Origin of the sequence: Phosphitispora sp. TUW77 (assembly GCF_048453025.1) — a bacterium.
GTDB lineage: Bacteria > Bacillota > Thermincolia > Thermincolales > UBA2595 > Phosphitispora.
In genome coordinates, this window is sequence record NZ_CP156677.1 from 398,247 (window position 1) to 417,986 (window position 19,740).

General features: G+C 43.0%; 14 protein-coding genes. All 14 read left to right on the forward strand.

What is annotated here, in order from left to right; genetic code table 11:
* Positions 1 to 60 precede the first annotated feature (60 nt).
* The 14 genes from ABFY19_RS01935 to ABFY19_RS02000 all read left to right on the forward strand — a co-directional run bounded on the left by ABFY19_RS01935 (position 61) and on the right by ABFY19_RS02000 (position 19,734).
* Positions 61 to 1,890 (forward strand): ASKHA domain-containing protein, encoded by a 1,830-nt coding sequence (locus tag ABFY19_RS01935; RefSeq protein WP_418791587.1) that lies wholly within the window; start codon positions 61 to 63, stop codon positions 1,888 to 1,890.
* Positions 1,891 to 2,235: 345 nt separating this feature from the next.
* Positions 2,236 to 2,991 carry an SDR family NAD(P)-dependent oxidoreductase gene (locus ABFY19_RS01940; RefSeq protein ID WP_418791588.1) on the forward strand — a complete coding sequence of 252 codons (756 nt, stop codon included), beginning with the start codon at positions 2,236 to 2,238 and terminating at the stop codon, positions 2,989 to 2,991.
* Between the two features lie 364 nt (positions 2,992 to 3,355).
* Positions 3,356 to 4,117, forward strand: coding sequence for an SDR family oxidoreductase (locus ABFY19_RS01945; RefSeq protein WP_418791589.1), 762 nt, complete (start codon positions 3,356 to 3,358; stop codon positions 4,115 to 4,117).
* Between the two features lie 198 nt (positions 4,118 to 4,315).
* Entirely contained in the window at positions 4,316 to 5,113 is a 798-nt protein-coding gene (locus tag ABFY19_RS01950; RefSeq protein ID WP_418791590.1) for a dihydropteroate synthase, read from the forward strand.
* A 240-nt stretch (positions 5,114 to 5,353) separates the two neighbouring features.
* Positions 5,354 to 5,989, forward strand: coding sequence for a cobalamin B12-binding domain-containing protein (locus ABFY19_RS01955; protein WP_418791591.1), 636 nt, complete (start codon positions 5,354 to 5,356; stop codon positions 5,987 to 5,989).
* A gap of 90 nt (positions 5,990 to 6,079) precedes the next feature.
* Positions 6,080 to 7,486 carry a monomethylamine:corrinoid methyltransferase gene (locus tag ABFY19_RS01960; protein ID WP_418791592.1) on the forward strand — a complete coding sequence of 469 codons (1,407 nt, stop codon included), beginning with the start codon at positions 6,080 to 6,082 and terminating at the stop codon, positions 7,484 to 7,486.
* A gap of 63 nt (positions 7,487 to 7,549) precedes the next feature.
* On the forward strand, positions 7,550 to 9,565 hold the full coding sequence (locus ABFY19_RS01965) for an FAD-dependent oxidoreductase (RefSeq protein ID WP_418791593.1): 2,016 nt from the start codon (positions 7,550 to 7,552) through the stop codon (positions 9,563 to 9,565).
* A gap of 143 nt (positions 9,566 to 9,708) precedes the next feature.
* A complete protein-coding gene (locus tag ABFY19_RS01970; protein ID WP_418791594.1) occupies positions 9,709 to 10,734 on the forward strand; it encodes an electron transfer flavoprotein subunit alpha/FixB family protein in 1,026 nt (341 codons plus the stop codon).
* Positions 10,735 to 10,791: 57 nt separating this feature from the next.
* On the forward strand, positions 10,792 to 11,136 hold the full coding sequence (locus ABFY19_RS01975) for a hypothetical protein (protein ID WP_418791595.1): 345 nt from the start codon (positions 10,792 to 10,794) through the stop codon (positions 11,134 to 11,136).
* 155 nt (positions 11,137 to 11,291) lie between these two features.
* Positions 11,292 to 13,271, forward strand: a complete 1,980-nt coding sequence (locus ABFY19_RS01980) for a heterodisulfide reductase-related iron-sulfur binding cluster (protein WP_418791596.1) — start codon at positions 11,292 to 11,294, stop codon at positions 13,269 to 13,271.
* A 20-nt stretch (positions 13,272 to 13,291) separates the two neighbouring features.
* Positions 13,292 to 14,170, forward strand: coding sequence for an electron transfer flavoprotein subunit beta/FixA family protein (locus tag ABFY19_RS01985; protein ID WP_418791597.1), 879 nt, complete (start codon positions 13,292 to 13,294; stop codon positions 14,168 to 14,170).
* 49 nt (positions 14,171 to 14,219) lie between these two features.
* Positions 14,220 to 14,513: a hypothetical protein gene (locus ABFY19_RS01990; RefSeq protein ID WP_418791598.1), complete on the forward strand. Its 294-nt coding sequence runs from the start codon at positions 14,220 to 14,222 to the stop codon at positions 14,511 to 14,513.
* A gap of 664 nt (positions 14,514 to 15,177) precedes the next feature.
* Positions 15,178 to 17,220, forward strand: coding sequence for a sigma-54-dependent Fis family transcriptional regulator (locus tag ABFY19_RS01995; RefSeq protein WP_418791599.1), 2,043 nt, complete (start codon positions 15,178 to 15,180; stop codon positions 17,218 to 17,220).
* Positions 17,221 to 17,613: 393 nt separating this feature from the next.
* Complete coding sequence (locus tag ABFY19_RS02000) at positions 17,614 to 19,734, forward strand: FAD-dependent oxidoreductase (protein WP_418791600.1); 2,121 nt, start codon at positions 17,614 to 17,616, stop codon at positions 19,732 to 19,734.
* Positions 19,735 to 19,740 lie beyond the last annotated feature (6 nt).

Here is a 19,740-nt window from a genome sequence, read left to right on the forward strand (position 1 = left end):
ATGCGATTCCATTAAACTTGATATATGGAATTATCTATACCCTGTTTGGAGTGATAGCAGATGACAACAATTAAATTTATGCCGCAGGGCATAAATGTTGAAGCAACGACTGGGGCTAGTGTTCTTGAATTGGCTCAAAAAGCAGGGGTTGGTATTAGAGCAGAATGCGGGGGGCGAGGTGTTTGCGGTTCATGTAGGGTGATGGTTGAACCACTAGAATCATTTTCTCCTCCTTCGGCACGTGAAATAGAAATGTTAGGAGACGACCTAGATAAAGGTTGGCGGTTGGCATGCCATACTAAGGTACTCTCTGCAGGCACGGTAATAATACCTCTGGCTACTAGGCCGGAACAAGTAATAGTATTGGAAGAAAGCTATGGAAACCTAGATATTACCCTTAAACCAGCTGTGCGCCAGCTATTTTTGCATGTGCCTGAGCCGACTCTGGACAACCCAAGGGCTGATGGAGAGCGCTTCCTTCAGACTTTTAAAAGTCATACTAAAAAGCTAACAAATTTAGAGCATGATATTCTTATGCGCTTGCCAAACATTATTAGAGAAGAAAAAGGTCAGGTTACAGCTACTGTTTGGCAAGAACGTAAGATTCTGGACCTAAAATCCGGGTATCATGAGCTTATTCTGGGTATTGCAGTGGATTTGGGGACTACAACTATGGTTGTATATCTGTTTAATATCCGAAGTGGTCAATTGCTTGGTCGGGCCTCACAATTGAACCCGCAAACTGCTTATGGGTCAGATGTGATGACGCGAATTCACTATACATCAAATACTAAAGGCGGCAGCACACAGATGCGGGCAACAGTTGTCAGGGGGCTTAATCAACTGATTTCAGAAGTATGTGATAAAGCTCAGGTGTCGACTGATAATGTTGTTGAAGTAGTTTTGGTTGGAAACACGGCTATGCATCATCTGTGCCTGGGTTTAGATTCCCGTCATTTGGCTCTTGCACCTTATCCGCCAGTTTGGGCTGAGCCTTTGGACTTACCGGCTGCTGCAATTGGTATGGCAGTGCATCCTGCTGCTAATCTGCATCTCCTGCCTAATAAAGCAGGATTTGTAGGAGCAGATAGCATGGCTGTACTTTTGGCATTGGAACCATACCTTCAAGATGAACTTCAACTGATAATTGATTTTGGCACTAATGGTGAAATAATTCTGGCTAATAGTCAACATCAGTGGGCTTGTTCAACGGCTGCCGGACCTGCCTTCGAGGGAGCACAGATTCGTTTTGGAATGCGTGCCCAAAATGGAGCTATTGACAAAGTTGAGTTTATACCGGAAAGCCAAGAAATTCGCTGGGAAACCATAGGTGGCGAGCCGCCAATCGGTATTTGTGGTTCAGGAATAATTGCAGTGGTGGCAGCATTAAGAAAGGCCGGGATATTACATGATGGTGGGCGGTTCAATTCTCGTATTAATAATGATCGTCTTAGGCACGGAGCTGAAGGCATGGAATATGTTCTAGCCTGGCCGGAGGAAACTGCTTTAGGAGAGGCTATTGTTGTTACACAGGGCGATGTGCGCCAGGTGCAATTGGGTAAAGCCGCGCTCGCCGCAGGGTGCCGCATATTATTGGAACGTGCTCAGGCAAAGCAACCTGATGTAGTCTTAATGGCGGGAGCTTTTGGTAGTTATATTGATCCTGAAGCAGCAAAAACTATAGGACTAATCCCTGCTTTAACTCCTGAGAAAATTAAGGTAGTTGGTAATGCTGCCGGTCACGGGGCATGCCTATCGCTATTAAATGTTGATAAAAGAAAAGAAATAGCTCTTTTAGCTCCTAAAGTAGATTACATTGAACTTTCAGGTGAATCTCGTTTTTCGGAGGAATTTATTAGCTCTACTGCTCTTGTACCATGGGGAAAATAAGAGCATTATTAATTGACGATAGTTAGAAAACAATAACTAAGATTTACATAGTGGGGGTAAATTAACTAATATGAGGCAATTCTAACCCGGAGGTTATCAAGCGTTATTATATCTGTACAAAATATTTGAGAGGGGGGTAATGAGACCAAAGTTAGGAGGGTTATCTACTAGGTTTAAGATGATACAATTATGTAAGGAGGTTATTGAATAATCTAAAAACTTAATAGAATTATTGCCCTCATATTGTGAGTGATGATCTCGCTTACAATATAATTACAAGGATGAATAACTAAACTTAGTGCTTCAAATTAAAATCTGTTTAATATTAAAATAGGAGGTTTTAGAATGGGTCGTTTAGAGAACAAGGTTGCTATCATTACCGGCGCGGCAAGTGGAATGGGTGAAGCCGCTGCTAAGCTTTTTGCACAAGAGGGTGCAAAAGTGATTTTAACAGATATTCAAGAAGAAAGACTTCAAGAAGTTGTTAAGGAAATTACAAGCAATGGCTATGAAGCATTAGGTTTAGTTCATGATGTTAGTTCTGAAGAGGCGTGGGGAAAAGTAGTGGCAGAAGGTGTAAAGGCTTTCGGTAAAATTGACGTACTTGTAAATAATGCAGGAATAGCTCAATCTGGTCAACCGTTTGAGGATATCACATTAGAATATTGGAACAAATTTATGGCAGTTAATTTAAGCAGTGTTTTCTTAAGTGCGAAATATGTTCTCCCAGTTATGAAAGAAAATGGCGGCGGGTCGATTATAAATGTATCATCAATCGCCGGACTAACAGGGGGTTCCGGAGCAGGTCCATATACAGCATCGAAAGGCGCAGTACGGCTTTTTACAAAGAGTATAGCTATAGATTATGCAAAAGACAATATTCGGTCTAATTCTATTCATCCAGGTTATATTGAGACTCCTATGTCAAAGGCGTTTTTTGAAAATGAGAATTACCTTAAATACTTTAAAGCAAAAACTCCTCTGCCTTATTTAGGTAAAGCAGAAGATATTGCTAATGGCATGCTATTTCTTGCTTCTGACGAATCATCATTTATTACCGGAGCGGAATTGGTCATTGACGGCGGATATTCAGCACAGTAAAATAACATATCGCTTTAAAATATAGTTGTGCTTAATCAGTGGTCTGTATATGCTTAATCATTAAATGTTTAAGTCTATTGGATTATAGTGAATACAAATATTTGATTCCTCCAGCGATTATGTACAGATGTATTATTTGATTTGATTAGTTTTCCGCTAGGATAACAAAAAAAGAATAGCCGGGCAGTAATAATGCTCGGCTATTTTTGGCAGAACTACAATAGGGATTTAACAGATAATCATAAAAGCAAGTTTTTAGGATTATGAGAATATTGTATGTTGTGGATGATCTAATAATCTGAAAGCGGTAAATCTGGAGATTTAAGCCATAGGTTTATTTCTATATTTTAAGGAGGAATAAAATATGAGTAAATTAACTGATAAAGTAGCTGTTATAACTGGTGGAGCCAGTGGTATTGGGAAAGCAATAGCTAAACTTTATGCTGAAGAAGGTGCCAAAATTGTTGTCTCAGACATTGATATAGACGGTGCTAAGGCCGTTGTTTCAGAAATTGAATCCATTGGTGGAAGTTCATTGGCTATTAAAACAGATGTTACAAAAGAAGAAGATATTCAGAAGCTAATTGATACTGCCGTTAACACATATGGTACGGTAGATATTCTGGTTAACAATGCCGGCGTTCTGGATAACTTTACTTCTCCGGTAAATATGACTGATGAACTTTGGGAAAAAGTATTTGCAATTAATATAACTGGACCAATGCGCACCATAAGGAAGTGTATTCCGATATTTTTAGAAAAGGGGAATGGGAATATAGTCAATATTTCTTCAGTTGGTGGATTAAATGGTATGAGAGGCGGCGCAGCTTATGTAACAACAAAGCATGCTGTTGTAGGCTTGACTAAGCATGTAGGATTTCTATATGCTAATTCAGGAATTCGGTGTAATGCTATTGCACCGGGTGCAGTAGCCACAAATATAAGTAAAACAACAACTAACCCCGATTCATTCGCTTTACAGAGATTTAATACATTAATGACATCCCATGTTAGATCAGGCGATCCTGAAGAAATTGCTAAAATTGCTCTGTTTCTCTCTTCAAATGACTCAAGCTTTGTTAATGGCACAGTAATCTTAGCTGATGCAGGTTGGAATGCAGGCTAAACAATAAGCTTCAAATAAGTTTGTTTTAAAAAGGTTAGCTGGAACGGGAGAGCTTCATTGGAATTACTTCGCTGGCACTTTGGGGCTGAAGTAAGGCCCTGAAGCTCTTTTCGCTTAGTGCCAAATCTTATAAAATAGATGCAGGCACTGTCTTTTTTTACAATGACGGTGCTATTTACTAGGAATGGAGGTTTTTATATGCTCATCATTGGAGAATCACTTAACGCTACACGGAAAGCTGTGAGGGCAGCAGTGATAGACCGCGATGTCGAATTTGTGCAGGCCCTTGCTAAGGAGCAGGTAGCTTGCGGTGCTAACACGCTCGACGTAAATGCTGCAGTAGCAGGCCGCAAAGAGGTTGAAGACCTGCCTTGGATGGTCCAGGTGGTGCAAGAAGTGGTAGATGTTCCTCTGGTACTGGATAGTGCGGATCCCGAAGCTCTCATTGCAGCAATGGCTGTTCACCGTGGTCGTCCGTTGGTCAACTCCACAAGCGCTGAGAGTGACAAGATTGAGAAGTTGGTGCCGGTGGTGGCCGGAGCTGATTGTTCCGTTATCGTACTATGCATGGATGATGCTGGTATCCCTATCGATGTAGAAGGACGTTTAAAGGCGGGACGTGCTGCAATTGAACCATTGCTTAAGGCTGGCAAGAAAAAAGAGGATCTTTATGTAGATCCCCTTGTCATGGCCGTCTCAGTTGATGCAAATGCTGCCAGGACTACATTAGAAGTAATCCGTTGCCTAGGTGAAGGCGAATTTGCCGGTGTAAACATTACCGGTGGTTTGAGTAACATTAGTTTTGGGATGCCCGGACGTTCATTGTTGAATCGAGTTTTCATGACAATGGCAATTGATATGGGACTTAATTCCTGCATTACAGATGTGCGGGATCAGGCACTGATGTCAACTATTTATGCATCCCTGAGCTTGTTTAATCAAACCGCTTGCCGGGATTACCTTAAGAAATTCCGCCAAGGCAAATTAGTTATTTAACGTCAATAATGATAATGAAAATTAGCTAATCGAAGATAATCATGAATGAGATATTGAAGGACATTTATGTCTGATAACCAGGATTATACTAAATTATTATTTTCTGCAAAGATTCCTGATAATTCAGATGACTGGCCCTATAGGACCACAGCGTGGCCCTAAGTCTCCTTCGTGAACACAGATTTCAGTAATATAATTTAAGTAACCAAGTTTATCAAAAAAAAACAAGGAGGTAAAGCTATGAATATAGCAGAATTAGCAGAGGCGGTATTAGAATTAGAAGATGATAAGGCGTTAGCTTTGGTACAACAATCAATTGATGAGGGTATGAACGCGCGCGAAGTTTTGGAAAAAGGAGTTTTAGCAGGGTTAAAGGAGATTGGTATACGTTTTGGGAAAAAGGAATATTTCTTGGCTGAATTGACCATGGGAGCGGATTTGGTTGACCAGTGCATGGAACTTCTAGCACCACATCTACCTGTAGCGGAAGGCCCCAAGAGGGGTGTTGTAGTTATAGGGGCGGTTCAAGGCGACCTGCACTCTATAGGCTATGGTCTGGTTCAAAAGCAATTGGAGCTGGCCGGTTATGAAGTACATGAGGTAGGTATTAACTGTCCTTCCATGAAGTTTATTGATAAGGCTAAGGAAGTTAATGCAGACATTATTGGCCTATCAGCATTCTTGGTAACCACTATTCCTTACTGTGATGAAGTTATCAACTATTTGAAAGACATGGGTACCCGCGATAAGTACAAAGTAATTATCGGTGGAACAGAGTGTAATCATGAAGTGGCGGCTGCTATGGGTGCAGACGGTTTTGCTCCTGATGCCAGCGAAGCTGTTAAGCTTTGTGATAAATTGCTCGGACATGCTTAAGAACAAGTTGTATTTAATACTAACAAGTTGTTCTTAATTTGTTGTTCAATTTAGTTGGTTGTGAAGTACAAAAATAAATGGAGGTGCGGTATGATACCAACACTAGACTTTCAGGAACGGTCACTAATCGGACCAGTAATGAAGATGGATGAGTTTGACTTAGCTTTGGCAAAAAAGGTGCGCGCACTGGTGAAGAAGTACGAAATTAAGTACAATCCAGAGGAACTTCTTCCGGACGATGCTACCGCGGATGCAGTGTTTCAGGCAGGTTGTGAGTTGCTGGCTGACATAGGTATTCTGAACATTGAAACTTCTCGTGTTATTCAATTAACAAAAGAGGAAATCGCGCAAGTTTGCAAGGAGTACTCTGATAATCCGCCATCAGTAACTTTTGGCCGGGCGGAAGATGCACACACAGTTGTTTACAGGCCGGAGCAAGATCCAAGATGTCCTGCAAACTGGGCTAATGCAGCAGGTGTTATCGGCGAAGACTGGATTATTCCTTACGTACAATCCTGGGCTCAGGAGCCTGTAATTCAAGGATTTGGTATATCCGGCGGAATCGCATCAGTTGGCGGTGTTGTACCTAAGGCTGGCTGCCCAAGTGAAATTTCTTGCGGTATTTGGGAACAGCAAGCTGTAAAAGAAGCAGTGCGTCGTGCTGGACGTCCTAATATTCACCTTGGCCTTATTCCAACTGTTAGTACGACTGGCGGAACATTGGCCGTAATTGGTTCAGGCTTACGTGAGCCTTTCAATACTCAGGTAGGTATTCATATTATCCCTGAAATGAAGATTGACTGGACGAGATTTAATTTAGCTGTGGCTATTCAGCAACGTGGTATTGAGCCTTGGACCAGTACAATGTCCTTGCTTGGTGGATTATGCGGTGGACCGGCAGGCGTAGCTGTTGGTATGATGGCTAACTTCATTGGCCAGTTAAGTTATGCTCATGGTAGACTGGGCAGCTTCTATGTAAACGATATGACCGGACGGGCAAGTCATAGGGAAGCATTGTGGAGCTATGCAGCATCATTCCGTGCTGTAAATCGTAACATCAAAGTTATTACCGGTACTTGCTGTTCAGACTCAGGTCCTGTGTTCAGCAAAGAAGAACCGGTTGTTCGCGGAATTGCAATGGCAATAGTAATGACCGCATGCGGCGGCGGATATACTTGGGCTGCCGGTAACAGTGGTATCACAGCAAGACTTCACAAAGATGTAATGACTAATGTTGCTCCATTGAGCAGGGATAAAGTCAATGTTATGCTGGAAGCAATTTCCAAGAAGCTTGAGGAAATGGATCAGCCTGGTGGCGAAAGACTGCCTTGGAGCGAATTAGGGTTCCATACCAGATACGACATTTCTGAATACAAGGGCGGTCCGGTTAAGCCGCAGCAAAAGCACATTGATGATGTTAAGAAGGGTGCCGAAATATTGGCTTCATTAGGTGTTCCTGTTTCAAAAGATTTGGAACTTGATCCTGGCATAAAGTAAGAATTTGGCATAAAGCAAGAATTCAGTTAGATAAATTAATCCATTTTCGAAGGGAGAATGATTATGTCTAGTGAATTTCCATATTTTTTAAGTCCGTTTAAAATTGGTCCTATAGAGATCCGCAATCGTGCGGTTATTTCAGCTCACCATTCCAGTATGGTTGAATGCCGTACTGAGGATATGTATTCACATGGTAAATTAGGCAAGCGTTATGCTGCTTATGTTGAAGAGCGCGCTAAGGGTGGTCTTGGACTGTTTATTCTTGGTCAGTACATTGCACATCCTACCGGATTATATGAAGTTGCGTTAACAGACTGCCCGGGTTATGACGACCTTTGCTTGCCGGGCATGAAGATGGCAGTTGAAGCTTGCCACAAGCATGGCTGCAAGGCTTTTGTTCAGTTTGCCCATGCTGGTTTCATGAATGGTGGCGGCCGTGACGGCACTCCCGTATGGTCCGCGTCTGAATTATCACCACCTCCGGGAGGCATTGTAAGTTCAGCTATGGCGAAGGCCATGGATAAAGATGATATCGCAGACCTGATTGAGCACTACCGTATGTGTGCCCGTAATGCTAAAGCAGCCGGTGCTGATGGTGTTGAGATTCATGCTGCTCACGCATATCTGTTAAATCAGTTTTTGACCCCTCTTTATAACAGACGGACTGATGAATATGGCGGAAGCCTTGAAAACCGTATGCGTCTTCCAATGGAAGTTATGGCCGCTGTTCGTGAAGAAATTGGCAGAGATATGGCATTAGGAATTCGTCTCAGTTGTGAAGAATATGCTCAGGGTGGCCTGACAATTCAGGATCATCAGGAAATAGCTAAGGCTTTTGAAGCACAAGGTGTTATTGACTATATTAACGTAAGTCAAGGCTTGATTCCAAACTTTGTTCCGATCGTTGTTCCTTTGTTAACCTTCCCACATGCGGCTTTTGCGTCTAATGCAGGTGCAATTAAAGAAGCTGTTACCAATCTGAAGGTTCTGGCAACCGGTCGTATCATTGACCCAGTAGAAGCAGAGCAGATTTTGGCTGATGGTCACGCAGATGGATGTGTTATGACACGTGCACACCTGGCGGATCCGGAAATTGTTAAAAAGACTATGGAAGGCCGTATTGATGAAATTCGTGGCTGTGTTGGCTGCGGTAACGGTTGTACCAATGGTATGGGCGGCGGTTTGGGATGTACCCATAACCCCACTGCTGGTGAAGAACAAGTCTGGGGTGGCGAACTTGACACCGCAGCTAAGAAGAAGAAAGTAATGGTAATCGGTGGCGGTTTAGCTGGTCTGGAATGTGCATGGGTAGCTCAATCTCGTGGTCATGATGTAACCGTATATGAGAAGAGCGGTGAGTTAGGCGGACAGGCGATCCTGGCTCCTCAGCTTCCGGGAAGTGCTGAGCTTGATGGCATCCTTCGCTGGCGGAAGATGATGGTTGACAAGTGTGGTGTTAAAGTAGTTCTTAACACTGAAGTAACTGCTGAAATGGTAGAAAAAGAAGCTCCCGATGCAGTTGTACTGGCTACCGGTTCAACACCGCGCCGTGATGGTTTCAGCCCTTACGGGTACAGGGCAGTAATGGGATGGGAAAGCCCCAATGTATTCATTCCTGAGGAAATTATCAGAGGTGAAGTTGAGGTTGGCCAAAACGTTGCAGTATATGACCCGCAAGCCTTCCATAAGGGCGTTGGGGTTGCTGAGAAACTGGCAGAAGAAGGCAAAGATGTTACCTTGATAATGCCTACAGTATTCCCGGCACAAACCAATAGTGCGATGATTTGGTTGGCACTTCTGCCGCGCTTGAATGCCCTTGGAGTTAAGTTGGTTAATCAAACAATGGTTTTAGCTATTAATGGTTCAGAACTTACGACATATCATACACTTCATCAAAAGCCGGGTAAACTGGAAGGCTTTGATAGTGTTGTTATCTCTGGTGTTAATACTGCAAATTGTGGCCTTCTTGAGCAAATCAAAGGTAAAGTTCCTGAGATTCATGTTATTGGCGATTGCAAGACACCGCGCCGTATGGACCATGCAACCTTAGAAGGATATAGGACAGGTCGCGCATTATAGAAAAAATTATTGGTTAAGGCTATGTTAATCAGGGCCAGCTTAAATTGGGGCTGGCCCTGATTTAACTACTGGAAATATTTAAAGTGTCAAAGGAGTTTAAAAGACAAAGAACCCACTGTTGCGGTTCATTGGAGGTGGAGTTATTGGCTAATGATATTTGGGTTCTGGTTGAGCATGACCTTGGTGATGTAAATAGCTCGACATTTGAGATGTTGATTGAAGCGCGAACTGCTGCCGATCAACTCAAGGTAAATGTTGTAGCTTTGGTTTTAGGGCATGAATTGGCTGATATGACCAAAACAATAGCCGGTCATGGTGCAGATATAGTATATTACATCGATCATCCCATGCTTGCTAATTATACGAATGATGCTTACACGCAAGTGCTTGTGGGCCTTATCAAAGAAAAAACACCGTTTATGGTATTAATGGCCTCAACAATAAACGGCCGTGACCTGGCCCCTCGTGTAGCAGCACGTTTGGGAGTGGGAATGGCTTCCGATTGTACCATGGTCAAGGTGACTAAAGAAGGAAAAGTAGAGGCAATCAGGTCAACACATAGGGACAAGGTATATACTACGGTTGCTTTAACATCACGTGAGCCGTTAATAGCAACTATACGTCCGGGCGCAATTGGTGTGGGTAAGGCAAATGACTCGCGTCAGGCAGCAGCCGAGTCTATTACAGTAAAAATTGATGAATCGGCAATGCGGACAAAGGTATTGCGAACCGGTAAGGCCGACCCGGCCACACTGGACATAACCGAAGCCGAGATGATAGTAGCCGGCGGCCGCGGTATGGGCAGTGCCCAAAATTGGCACCTGGTAGAAGACCTGGCCAAGGTCCTCGGCGCGTCTGTTGGCGGCACTCGAATGGTAATGGACGAAGGCTGGATGGGTCGTGAACGGTTGATTGGACAAACAGGAAAATCTGTAACCCCGAGATTATATATTGGCTTGGGTATTTCAGGTGCTAAAGAACACATGTTGGGGTTAAAGGAAGCGAAAAACACAGTAGCGATTAACAAGGACAAGGGAGCTGCTATTTTAAAACAAGTAGGCAAAGGAGTAGTGGGCGATGTCCATGAAGTAGTCCCGATCTTGATAAGTAAGATCAAAGAAATTGTTGGTGACAATGATGCTTCGCAAGGGAAGGGGTCTGGTGACTAAGTTGCTAATTCATTATAATGATAATGTCACCGTATAAGAGGAGATTAAAAAACTATTATGGATACCGGGAAAGAACAAGTTGATTGTACTAACAATAGATGTATTAAAAAAATATTGGTTAAGTTGCTTGATTCTGATGATAAAAACACTATTGAATCAGTACATCAAAAACAAGAAATACGTTATGGAGTATATATACCTCCGTCTCTTAAACAGTTATCCAGCTTGAGGTATTTGCTTGAAAGAACTGGTTTTATTATTAAAGTACATCCACATGAATTATTAGGTCTGAGTAAAGCTGAGTGTAAGATGCTGCTAAATAAGCTCAATGAAATCTATATTAAACAGCGCAGAAAATATTATTGGAATGAAGTAGAAATTTATAAAAATGTCAGCCGTTAACATAGACTTTATATATGTTTGAAAAATATACTTGATGTCTTCGTGATTATAGCAGACATCATCAAATTACTGCTAATCACGAAATAATGATAAAAAATGTGTTTGCACCGGTGGATATCCTCTATCGGTCATAGGGAAGGAGTGGGTGACTCTTTATGATAGCGGGTCGCGAATTTTACTGGCATATCTCAAGCCCATTAAGTATGATAGGTGATGTCAAAACACTGCTATATATCGTGTTTGCGATAAGTGCGTTAATTTTTGGCGCAGGTTTTTACAGGAGGGTAAAACTAATACGGCAGGGCACATCCGGCCCTAGTGTGGGGAATGTACCACAGCGGATTTATACAACGCTGGCCGAACTGTTGAGTCACCGCAGGATATTGCGGGATAAATTTCCTGGAATCATGCACTTGTTAATATTATGGGGATTTTTAGTAATGACCATTGGTACTGCTATAACGGCCTTCCAGGATGATGTATTGGAAAAAATGGGTATAGAAATACTAGTGGGTAATTTCTACCTTTTATTTTCTTTAGCAATGGATTTGGCCGGATTAGTAGTAATTATCGGAGTCTTGATGGCCATGTACCGGCGGTATGTAAAAAAGCCGGAGCGTCTTGAAACCACGATGGATGACAACGTTTCACTAATATTGATACTGGTGATAGTAATAACGGGCTTTTTAACAGAAGGGTTAAGGATAGCGGGTTCACACGACCCATGGGCGATATTCAGCCCGATAGGCTACCTGTTTTCCGTATTCTTTATGTGGTTGCCGGAACAACAAATTGCATCTACAGTAAATTTCTTATGGTGGTTCCACTTACTATTGGCGATGGCATTTATAGCTTACATTCCTTACTCCAAAATGATGCACTTGATAGCGAGCCCAATTAATACATTCATGTGTTCAACGAGAGCAAAAGGCGAACTATCCGCTGCTGATATAGACACACCTGATGCGTTAGGAGCCGGTCCGTTTAACAAAATGGAACGTAAGCAGCTTCTGGACTTATTTTCTTGTACCCAATGCGGTCGTTGTTTAGAGTTTTGTCCGGCTTACATCAGCGGCCAACCGCTGGCGCCCCGGAAACTGATTTTAGACCTGAAATCCGGTATACTGGGTCAATGTACTGACAACCCAGTGGCAGATGCCGCCGGCCGAGACGCAATCTGGTCGTGTACCACCTGCCGCGCATGCCAGGAGCACTGTCCGGTATATATTCAGCACATAGACAAGGTAGTGGAGGCCAGAAGGTACATACTGGAAAGCGAAGGCGCCTCCCCGTCACTGAGCAAGGCACTGGAAGGCTTGACATTATTGGGTTCACCAGAGATGATGGCACCAACCGAACGCTTAGCAGTCATGCAGCGATATGAACTTCCGGTCATGGAGCCTGGGTCAAATACCGATGTAGCCTTGTGGATAGGCTGTGCGGGAGTAAGTGACCAACTGGCGCAGGACACCACAAAGGCACTGATAAAAATATTAAAGGCTGCAGGTATAAATGCCGCTGTTTTAGGTACAGCGGAGAAATGCTGCGGTGACCCTGCGCGACGTACAGGCGAGGAAGGCCTCTTCCAGAAGCTGGCGCGGGAAAACATCGAAGGTATGCGGAAACTGGGTGTAAAGAAAGTTTTGACCTGCTGTCCGCATTGCTATAACACCCTCAAGAATGAATACCCGCAGTTTGGCGCAGATTTCGAAGTAATACATCATACCGAGTTTATTTCAGATTTGCTGAAGAACAACCGTATAGAACTGACTAGACCAACAGACCAGATATTGACATATCATGACCCCTGTTACCTGGGCCGTTATAACGATACATATGACGCGCCGCGAGAGATTTTACAACAGAGCACGACTGCAGAATACCGTGAATTGTCGCGCTGCCGAGATAAAGCGGTATGCTGTGGCGGCGGCGGCGGGCAGATGTACCTGGAGTCAGCAGCCGGCACACGGATCAACCGGGTTCGTTTTCAAGAAGTAGAAGAGAATTCAGCAGAGGTGATAGCAACAGCTTGTCCATTCTGTAAGACAATGATGGATGATGCAGCCAAATTTAATCCTGACGGTCCGCGGGTGCGCGTGAAGGACATTGCTGAGGTAGTAAGCGAGGCCTTATGATAGGAACGGAGGTGTAGGATATGAGTCCATTGAACATAATGGTATGTGTGAAGCAGGTGCTTGATACACGGTTATCATTAGCAGTAAACGAATCCGGAGTAGCGCAGAAAGAACCCTGGCCGGTATATACACTCAATCCTGCCGATCGTTGCGCATTGGATGAAGCCATTCGATTGCGTGATGAAGCAGGCAGCGGTACTGTAACAGCAGTGACCATAGGTTCGGCAAGAGCAGAGGCAGCACTTGCCCAATGCCTGGCCAGAGGGGCAGATAAGGCAGTACATGTTTTGCTGGAAAAAGAAACCCTGGACTCGTTCTCGGTTGCGCGTGTGTTAAGTGATATTGCAAAGAAGCACAACTATGATTTGATACTGTGCGGCAACAAAACAGAGGATGACGGCTCATCGGAAGTGGGAAGCGTAATGGCAGAGATGCTTGATATCCCGCAGGTGACAAATGTGATAAATTTGACTATTAACGGTAATAAGTTAGAAGCAGAACGCAAGCTGGAGCGAGGTTACCGGCAAGTCCTGGAATCAAGCATGCCGGCGGTGATAACGGTAGACACCTCAATCTGCCAGCCCCGCTATGTAACAATACGTGCCAGCAGTTATAAGGCTAAGACAATATCGCGTGATGTGGAACGCATAAACCTAACGGATGAGAGCCTGCTTAATTATGCTTCAGAGCTGCGCAGCGTGGTAGGTATTTCGCCGCCTAAGCCGCGGCCCAAGAAGATTGCCATGGACACCGGGGCATCTGCTGCGGACAAAATGGCCATGCTGATGGGTCTAGGCGGACCACCGAAGAAGGCGGCAGCACAAAAAAGTTCAGGCGGGCCTGAGAGTGCTGCAGATGAAATTATTGAATTTCTCAAGGAGAAACGCTTACTTGGTTGATAACTGCTTGGTGCAGCGGCGTTGAAAATATCCGAAGGAATGAAACAAAATGGCTTCATATGAAAATATTCAGTTAAAATATTTGTTCCTGAACTTAAAGGTTAAAACCGGCTCAATAGCTAAAGAGGTTACGGACCCCCAGTATGTTAGTCATACACAGAAAAAACACGCCAAGGATGCCATTGTCTGGTTACTATCCAAAATGCCTCATTCTACGGAGGAAGTAGCTGATCATTTTGGAATGTCCAATGAATTAGCCAAACATTTGCTTGATGAGCTTATCAGCGGAGATATGGTTGATAAGGCAAAAGGGTACCCTACTAGGTATAAACGACGTTATTAAACAACCTATACTCTGATTTATTATTACCGAGCTCCAAAATACAATCAAAAAGAGCCAAAGCTTAAACCTCTGTAGACTTAGATTCTTAGAAAATCCTAGTAGGTTTGTAGCTTTGGCTCTATGATTTTTAACTTGAAATTCAATAAGTTTGGAATCTTCTGGAGTGCATTACATTTAAGCAAGCAAATATGACCGAAAAGGAACCATTTAATACCGTTCGCGGAATTTTTGTTACTTACAAAACCTACCTGAAGTAAAATTGAATCAAATAAAGGTTTAGTTTCGCTCAAGCAAGAGTGATTTAGGTGAACTTATATTTTCTATTAAAACAAACAGGCAAGGAGATAAAACGAAGGTGGGTTTTATGAACCAAAAAAATTTGGATAACTTCAATAAACATAAATCTTTTGACCGGTCCCTATTGACCGGTCTTATACTTTGTGAACACAAAGTATAAGGTTTGTTTAACTGAGTATAGCACTAAGAAGGCCAGGAAAGCCAATATTAGGAAAATTATAACCCAGTATTCTCTGAAGAGTTATCAGGCGATGAATTGTTCATCAGGAAAATCAGGAAAAGCTTAACTATTAGGAATTCAGCCGGAGATAATAAGCATCCTGATATAAGTTCATAATGTATAAGGTTGGTTAACGGAGTACAACACTTGGAAGGGGTTGGGGAAGTGCTTTCTCATAATTGTAAAGAGAATATGTTAACAACCTGGACATCTTTTGTTAACCAGGGGATAGTGCAGAAAAACTGGGTGCGTAAGGAAATTGAAGATTCTTGGCGCCGTAGCTTGGCTATGGCTATTGACCCCACTGTCGATATGCCACCTGAAGTTAATTTCGGCGATTTGGAGCAGCGGCGCGAGGCAAAGAGGGAGCTTCTTGAGATTTCATTACCTATAATGCATAAACTTCACTTGTTTCTGAGGGGGACGGGTTTTGACGTATCACTAAGTGACCAGGATGGAGTTCTGCTTGAACACTTACCGGACACGAAAATAGACTGGAATTTTCCGCTTAATGGCTGTAACGTAAATGAAGGCATTGTTGGAACCAATTCTCTTGCACTGGCGATTAGGCTGAAGCGTCCTATTCAGGTTCTCGCTGCTGAGCATTACCTGAAGGCCTTCCACCTTTTAGCCTGTTCGTCTGCACCAATTTTCGGCCATTTTGGAGAAATATTAGGAGTGCTGACCATATCAGGTAATTTTGAGAAGTTCCATTCCCATACCCTTGGTATGGCGGTGGCTGCCGTCAATGCCATTGAAGGCCACCTGAAGGCAAACATTGCCAACCATTATCAAACTACTATCGTGAACTCTATTTCTGAAGGCATTATTGCCGTTGACGAAAAAGCCCGCATCACCAAAATTAATGCTGTTGCCGCTACATTGCTGCAAGTCGATCCTGAGACCATAATGTATTCTTCCATTAACGAGTTACTTGGTGTTCCCAACCCTCTTCTTCGTTCCTTGCAGTTTGGTGATATAGTTATTGATGAAGATTTCCAAACGAAAAATGGAAAAGCAAAAACCAATTATACTATTACCTGTCGGCCAATCAGAAATCAACAGGGTAAAATACTTGGCATGGTGGCTATTATTAAGGAAGTTGGGGCATTAAAACGGAAGGTCCATCAGATGGCGAGGGCAAGAGCAAGATACGACTTTGATGACCTCATTGGTCGTCATCCCTCTTATCTTATGACCGTTGAACTAGCTAAGCGTGCTGCCAAATCTTCCTCTAACATCCTTTTACTTGGAGAGAGTGGTACCGGTAAAGAGGTTTTTGCCCAAGCCATACATAACGTCAGCAGCAGGTCAAAAGACCCTTTTATTGCTATCAACTGTGCTGCTATTCCGCGCGAACTCATTGGGAGTGAGATGTTTGGTTATAGTGACGGCGCATTTACTGGTGCCAAACGAGGGGGGAATCCAGGAAAATTTGAATTAGCACAAGGCGGAACCCTTTTTCTGGATGAGATTGGTGAGATGCCCATCGAGCTCCAGCCTCATCTCCTGCGCGTCCTGCAGGAAAAAGTTGTGACCAGGATTGGAGGCACCCAAGTTATCCCAATTGACGTAAGGGTGATTGCTGCCACTAACAAAGATTTATATAAAGAGGTGGAAAAGGGGAGTTTCAGGAAGGATCTCTATTATCGTCTCAACGTTTTAAATATTACCATGATACCATTGAGAGACCGTACAGATGATATTCAGCCACTAGCCGAATTTTTTATGAAAAAAATAAATAATGGGTTGAATAAAGAGAAAAAAGTGTTGCATCCTGAAACTTTGAAAATTCTGCAGATATATCAATGGCCGGGCAATATCAGAGAACTTGAAAATGTTATAGAAAAAGCCTGTCATATTGCAACCGGAGAGATTTTGACGATAGATTGTCTGCCCAAAGAGTTATTAGTATCCCAGACCTACGAAATAATTAATGCACTATCGCCTGGAGAACTATCGGTTGATGAAGTAATCGTTAAGGAAATAGGGAAAAAGCTCAGTAAAGAAAATATCATACAAGCCGTAAAACATAATCAAGGCAACCTGACCCAGACAGCCAAAGAACTTGGCATTTCTCGGCCTACACTTTACAGTAAGTTAAAAAAGTATGGAATTCATGTCAAATATAAAAAGGCTGATTCAACTGAGCACCATGAGGTTATGTTATTGACAAAAGAGTCAAAATAACCGTTCTAATTTGAATATGTTAATTTTAGAAAATAAATGCTTTGTACCTAAGGAGGCACTCGTAAGTAAAAATTTATGAGTGCCTCTTTTATTTTTATCACCTTACAGTTTACTTTACAGTGGTTTTACGTTTTATTTACAGTTTTACCTTACGGGCCTTTTACAGTTTGCTTCTTTTGACTAACCATTAGTATTGTAATACGTTTATATGGAATTAGTATTAAAAATTTTCTGAATATCAAAAACCTATGATAAGCGGAAGCAAAAAAGCATCCCGATAGTTTTTTAGATGAATAACGTTAAAAAACATGAATGATTTTATGTTTTGGCACGATACTTGCAACATTATATTTCTGGTAACAATTAAAAAAAAAAGAGAGGTTGAGAAACGTAATGGCGAAATTAGGTAAACTTATGTCTCCAGGTCGGATTGGCAGCATGGAATTGCATAACAGGATTGTTTTGTCAGCAATGGGCACCGAACTAAGCACCGAAGAAGGTGTCACTACCGAAAAAGAAATTCGATTTTATGAGGAGCGGGCCAAAGGTGGTGTTGGGCTGATAATTGTAGGCTCAGTGTCTGTTTCCCATCCTTACGGAGTTTGTATTCCTAAACAATTAGCCATCTCTGATGACAGTCAGATTCCAATGCTGAAAGAGTTAGTTGACCGGGTACATAAGCATGGCGCTAAGATAGCTCCTCAGCTGCAACATCCGGGTATCGTGTCCGGTATGGACATTGTGAAGGGATTTCCGCTTTTAGTACCATCTTACCCTGAACAAAAACAAAGTGATATCGGGACAATGAACGATATAACTGCTGAAGAAGGAGCGGCCTTCGCTGCCTCGCTTCAGTTCAAACCCGAATTGAAAGTTATGACCAAAGAGGACATCGATTGGGCGATAGAAAAGTTTGCTGCTGCTGCTGAGCGGGCCCAAAAAGCCGGATTTGACGCTATTGAGATTCATGCGGGGCATGGCTATTTGATTGACTCATTCCTTAACCCCTCCAGCAACAAGCGAACTGATGAATATGGTGGCTCTCCTGAGAACCGGGCCAGGTTGTTAATTGAAATCATCCAGGCCTGTAAGAAGCGGACAGGATCAGACTATCCATTAATATGCAAAATTAATGCATATACAATGTATGGTGCCGAAGGCGTCAATATTGAGGATGCTAAGGTTACGGCAAAGATGGCTGAAGCAGCTGGTGCAGATGCTATATTCAGCACTGCATATGGTGGTTCGAATATGGCTACCAGTTGTCAAGATACTCATACTCCATATAAAGAATTAAACAACATTCCTTCAGCTCGACAAATTAAATCTGCAGTTAAAATTCCGGTTATTGCGGTGGGCCGCATTGAGCCTGAAGATGGTGATAAGTTAATCGGTGAGGGCGCCATTGATTTCGTTGCTATGGGACGCCAGCTCCTAGCTGATCCTGAACTTCCAAACAAGGTAAAAGAGGATAGGCTTGAGGACATTCGCCCATGTATAGTTTGCTTTAAATGCATCAGTCAAATATTCTTAAGTTCGACAGTGAAGTGCGGGGTTAACCCGAATTGTAGTCATGAAGATGAGTTTCAAATTAAAAAGGCATCCAAACCCAAGCGTGTACTGGTAGTTGGTGGAGGCCCAGCCGGTATGGAGGCGGCAAGAGTTGCTGCACTGCGCGGTCACAAGGTAACTATTTGTGATAAGGAAAAGTTCCTTGGAGGCACATTATTCTTTGCTTCAGTTATGTATATAGCAAACTACAAACTCGTTGAGTACCTGGAAGCTCAGCTTAAGAAGCTTAAGGTAGACATCCAAGTAGGTGTAGAAGTAACACCTGAGTTCGTTAAGAAATTCAAACCGGATGTTGTAGTTGTAGCAACCGGTGTTAAGCGGTTCCTGCCCGATTTACCCGGTGTTAAACAAACTCATGTTCTTGATGGTGATGATATGCGTAACATGGTAACGGGTTCCGGTGATGGCGCTGCTGCCAAGACAGACCTTAAAACTAAGTTAATGCTGAAGGCTGGCTCATTGACGGGAATTTCACGCGACCCCAAAAAGCTTGCCATGGGAAGTAAAGTGTTTATGCCGCTTGGTAAAAACGTTGTCATAGTCGGTGGAGGGTTAGTTGGTGTTGAAATGGCTGAATTCCTTACCGAACGCGGGCGAAATGTTACTATTCTTGAAGAGGGATATGCTCTTGGATGGGAGATGTCACTTCTCAGGCGCTGGCACCACTTAAGCCACAATGTCAAGAATGGGGTCAAAAGTTTATGTGGATGCAAGGTAACCAGCATTGGTGAGAAGACAGTCACTTATACCGATAAAGAAGGACAAGAGCATACAATTGATGCTGATAATGTTATTATAGCCCAGGGGCATACCCATAACCTTGAATTAGCAGAGCGACTGAAGAAAGATGGTTATGAAGTTCATACAGTTGGTGACTGTTCGGGTGACGACCTAATCGAGGGTGCAATGACTGATGGACTTAACACAGGTTTGGCTATATAACGAGAT

Excerpts from the sequence above, each read along its gene's own strand:
- ABFY19_RS01935 (WP_418791587.1), top strand. The coding sequence starts at position 61 with ATGACAACAATTAAATTTATGCCGCAGGGCATAAATGTTGAAGCAACG.
- ABFY19_RS01940 (WP_418791588.1), top strand. The coding sequence starts at position 2,236 with ATGGGTCGTTTAGAGAACAAGGTTGCTATCATTACCGGCGCGGCAAGT.
- ABFY19_RS01945 (WP_418791589.1), top strand. The coding sequence starts at position 3,356 with ATGAGTAAATTAACTGATAAAGTAGCTGTTATAACTGGTGGAGCCAGT.
- ABFY19_RS01950 (WP_418791590.1), top strand. The coding sequence starts at position 4,316 with ATGCTCATCATTGGAGAATCACTTAACGCTACACGGAAAGCTGTGAGG.
- ABFY19_RS01955 (WP_418791591.1), top strand. The coding sequence starts at position 5,354 with ATGAATATAGCAGAATTAGCAGAGGCGGTATTAGAATTAGAAGATGAT.
- ABFY19_RS01960 (WP_418791592.1), top strand. The coding sequence starts at position 6,080 with ATGATACCAACACTAGACTTTCAGGAACGGTCACTAATCGGACCAGTA.
- ABFY19_RS01965 (WP_418791593.1), top strand. The coding sequence starts at position 7,550 with ATGTCTAGTGAATTTCCATATTTTTTAAGTCCGTTTAAAATTGGTCCT.
- ABFY19_RS01975 (WP_418791595.1), top strand. The coding sequence starts at position 10,792 with ATGGATACCGGGAAAGAACAAGTTGATTGTACTAACAATAGATGTATT.
- ABFY19_RS01980 (WP_418791596.1), top strand. The coding sequence starts at position 11,292 with ATGATAGCGGGTCGCGAATTTTACTGGCATATCTCAAGCCCATTAAGT.
- ABFY19_RS01985 (WP_418791597.1), top strand. The coding sequence starts at position 13,292 with ATGAGTCCATTGAACATAATGGTATGTGTGAAGCAGGTGCTTGATACA.
- ABFY19_RS01990 (WP_418791598.1), top strand. The coding sequence starts at position 14,220 with ATGGCTTCATATGAAAATATTCAGTTAAAATATTTGTTCCTGAACTTA.
- ABFY19_RS02000 (WP_418791600.1), top strand. The coding sequence starts at position 17,614 with ATGGCGAAATTAGGTAAACTTATGTCTCCAGGTCGGATTGGCAGCATG.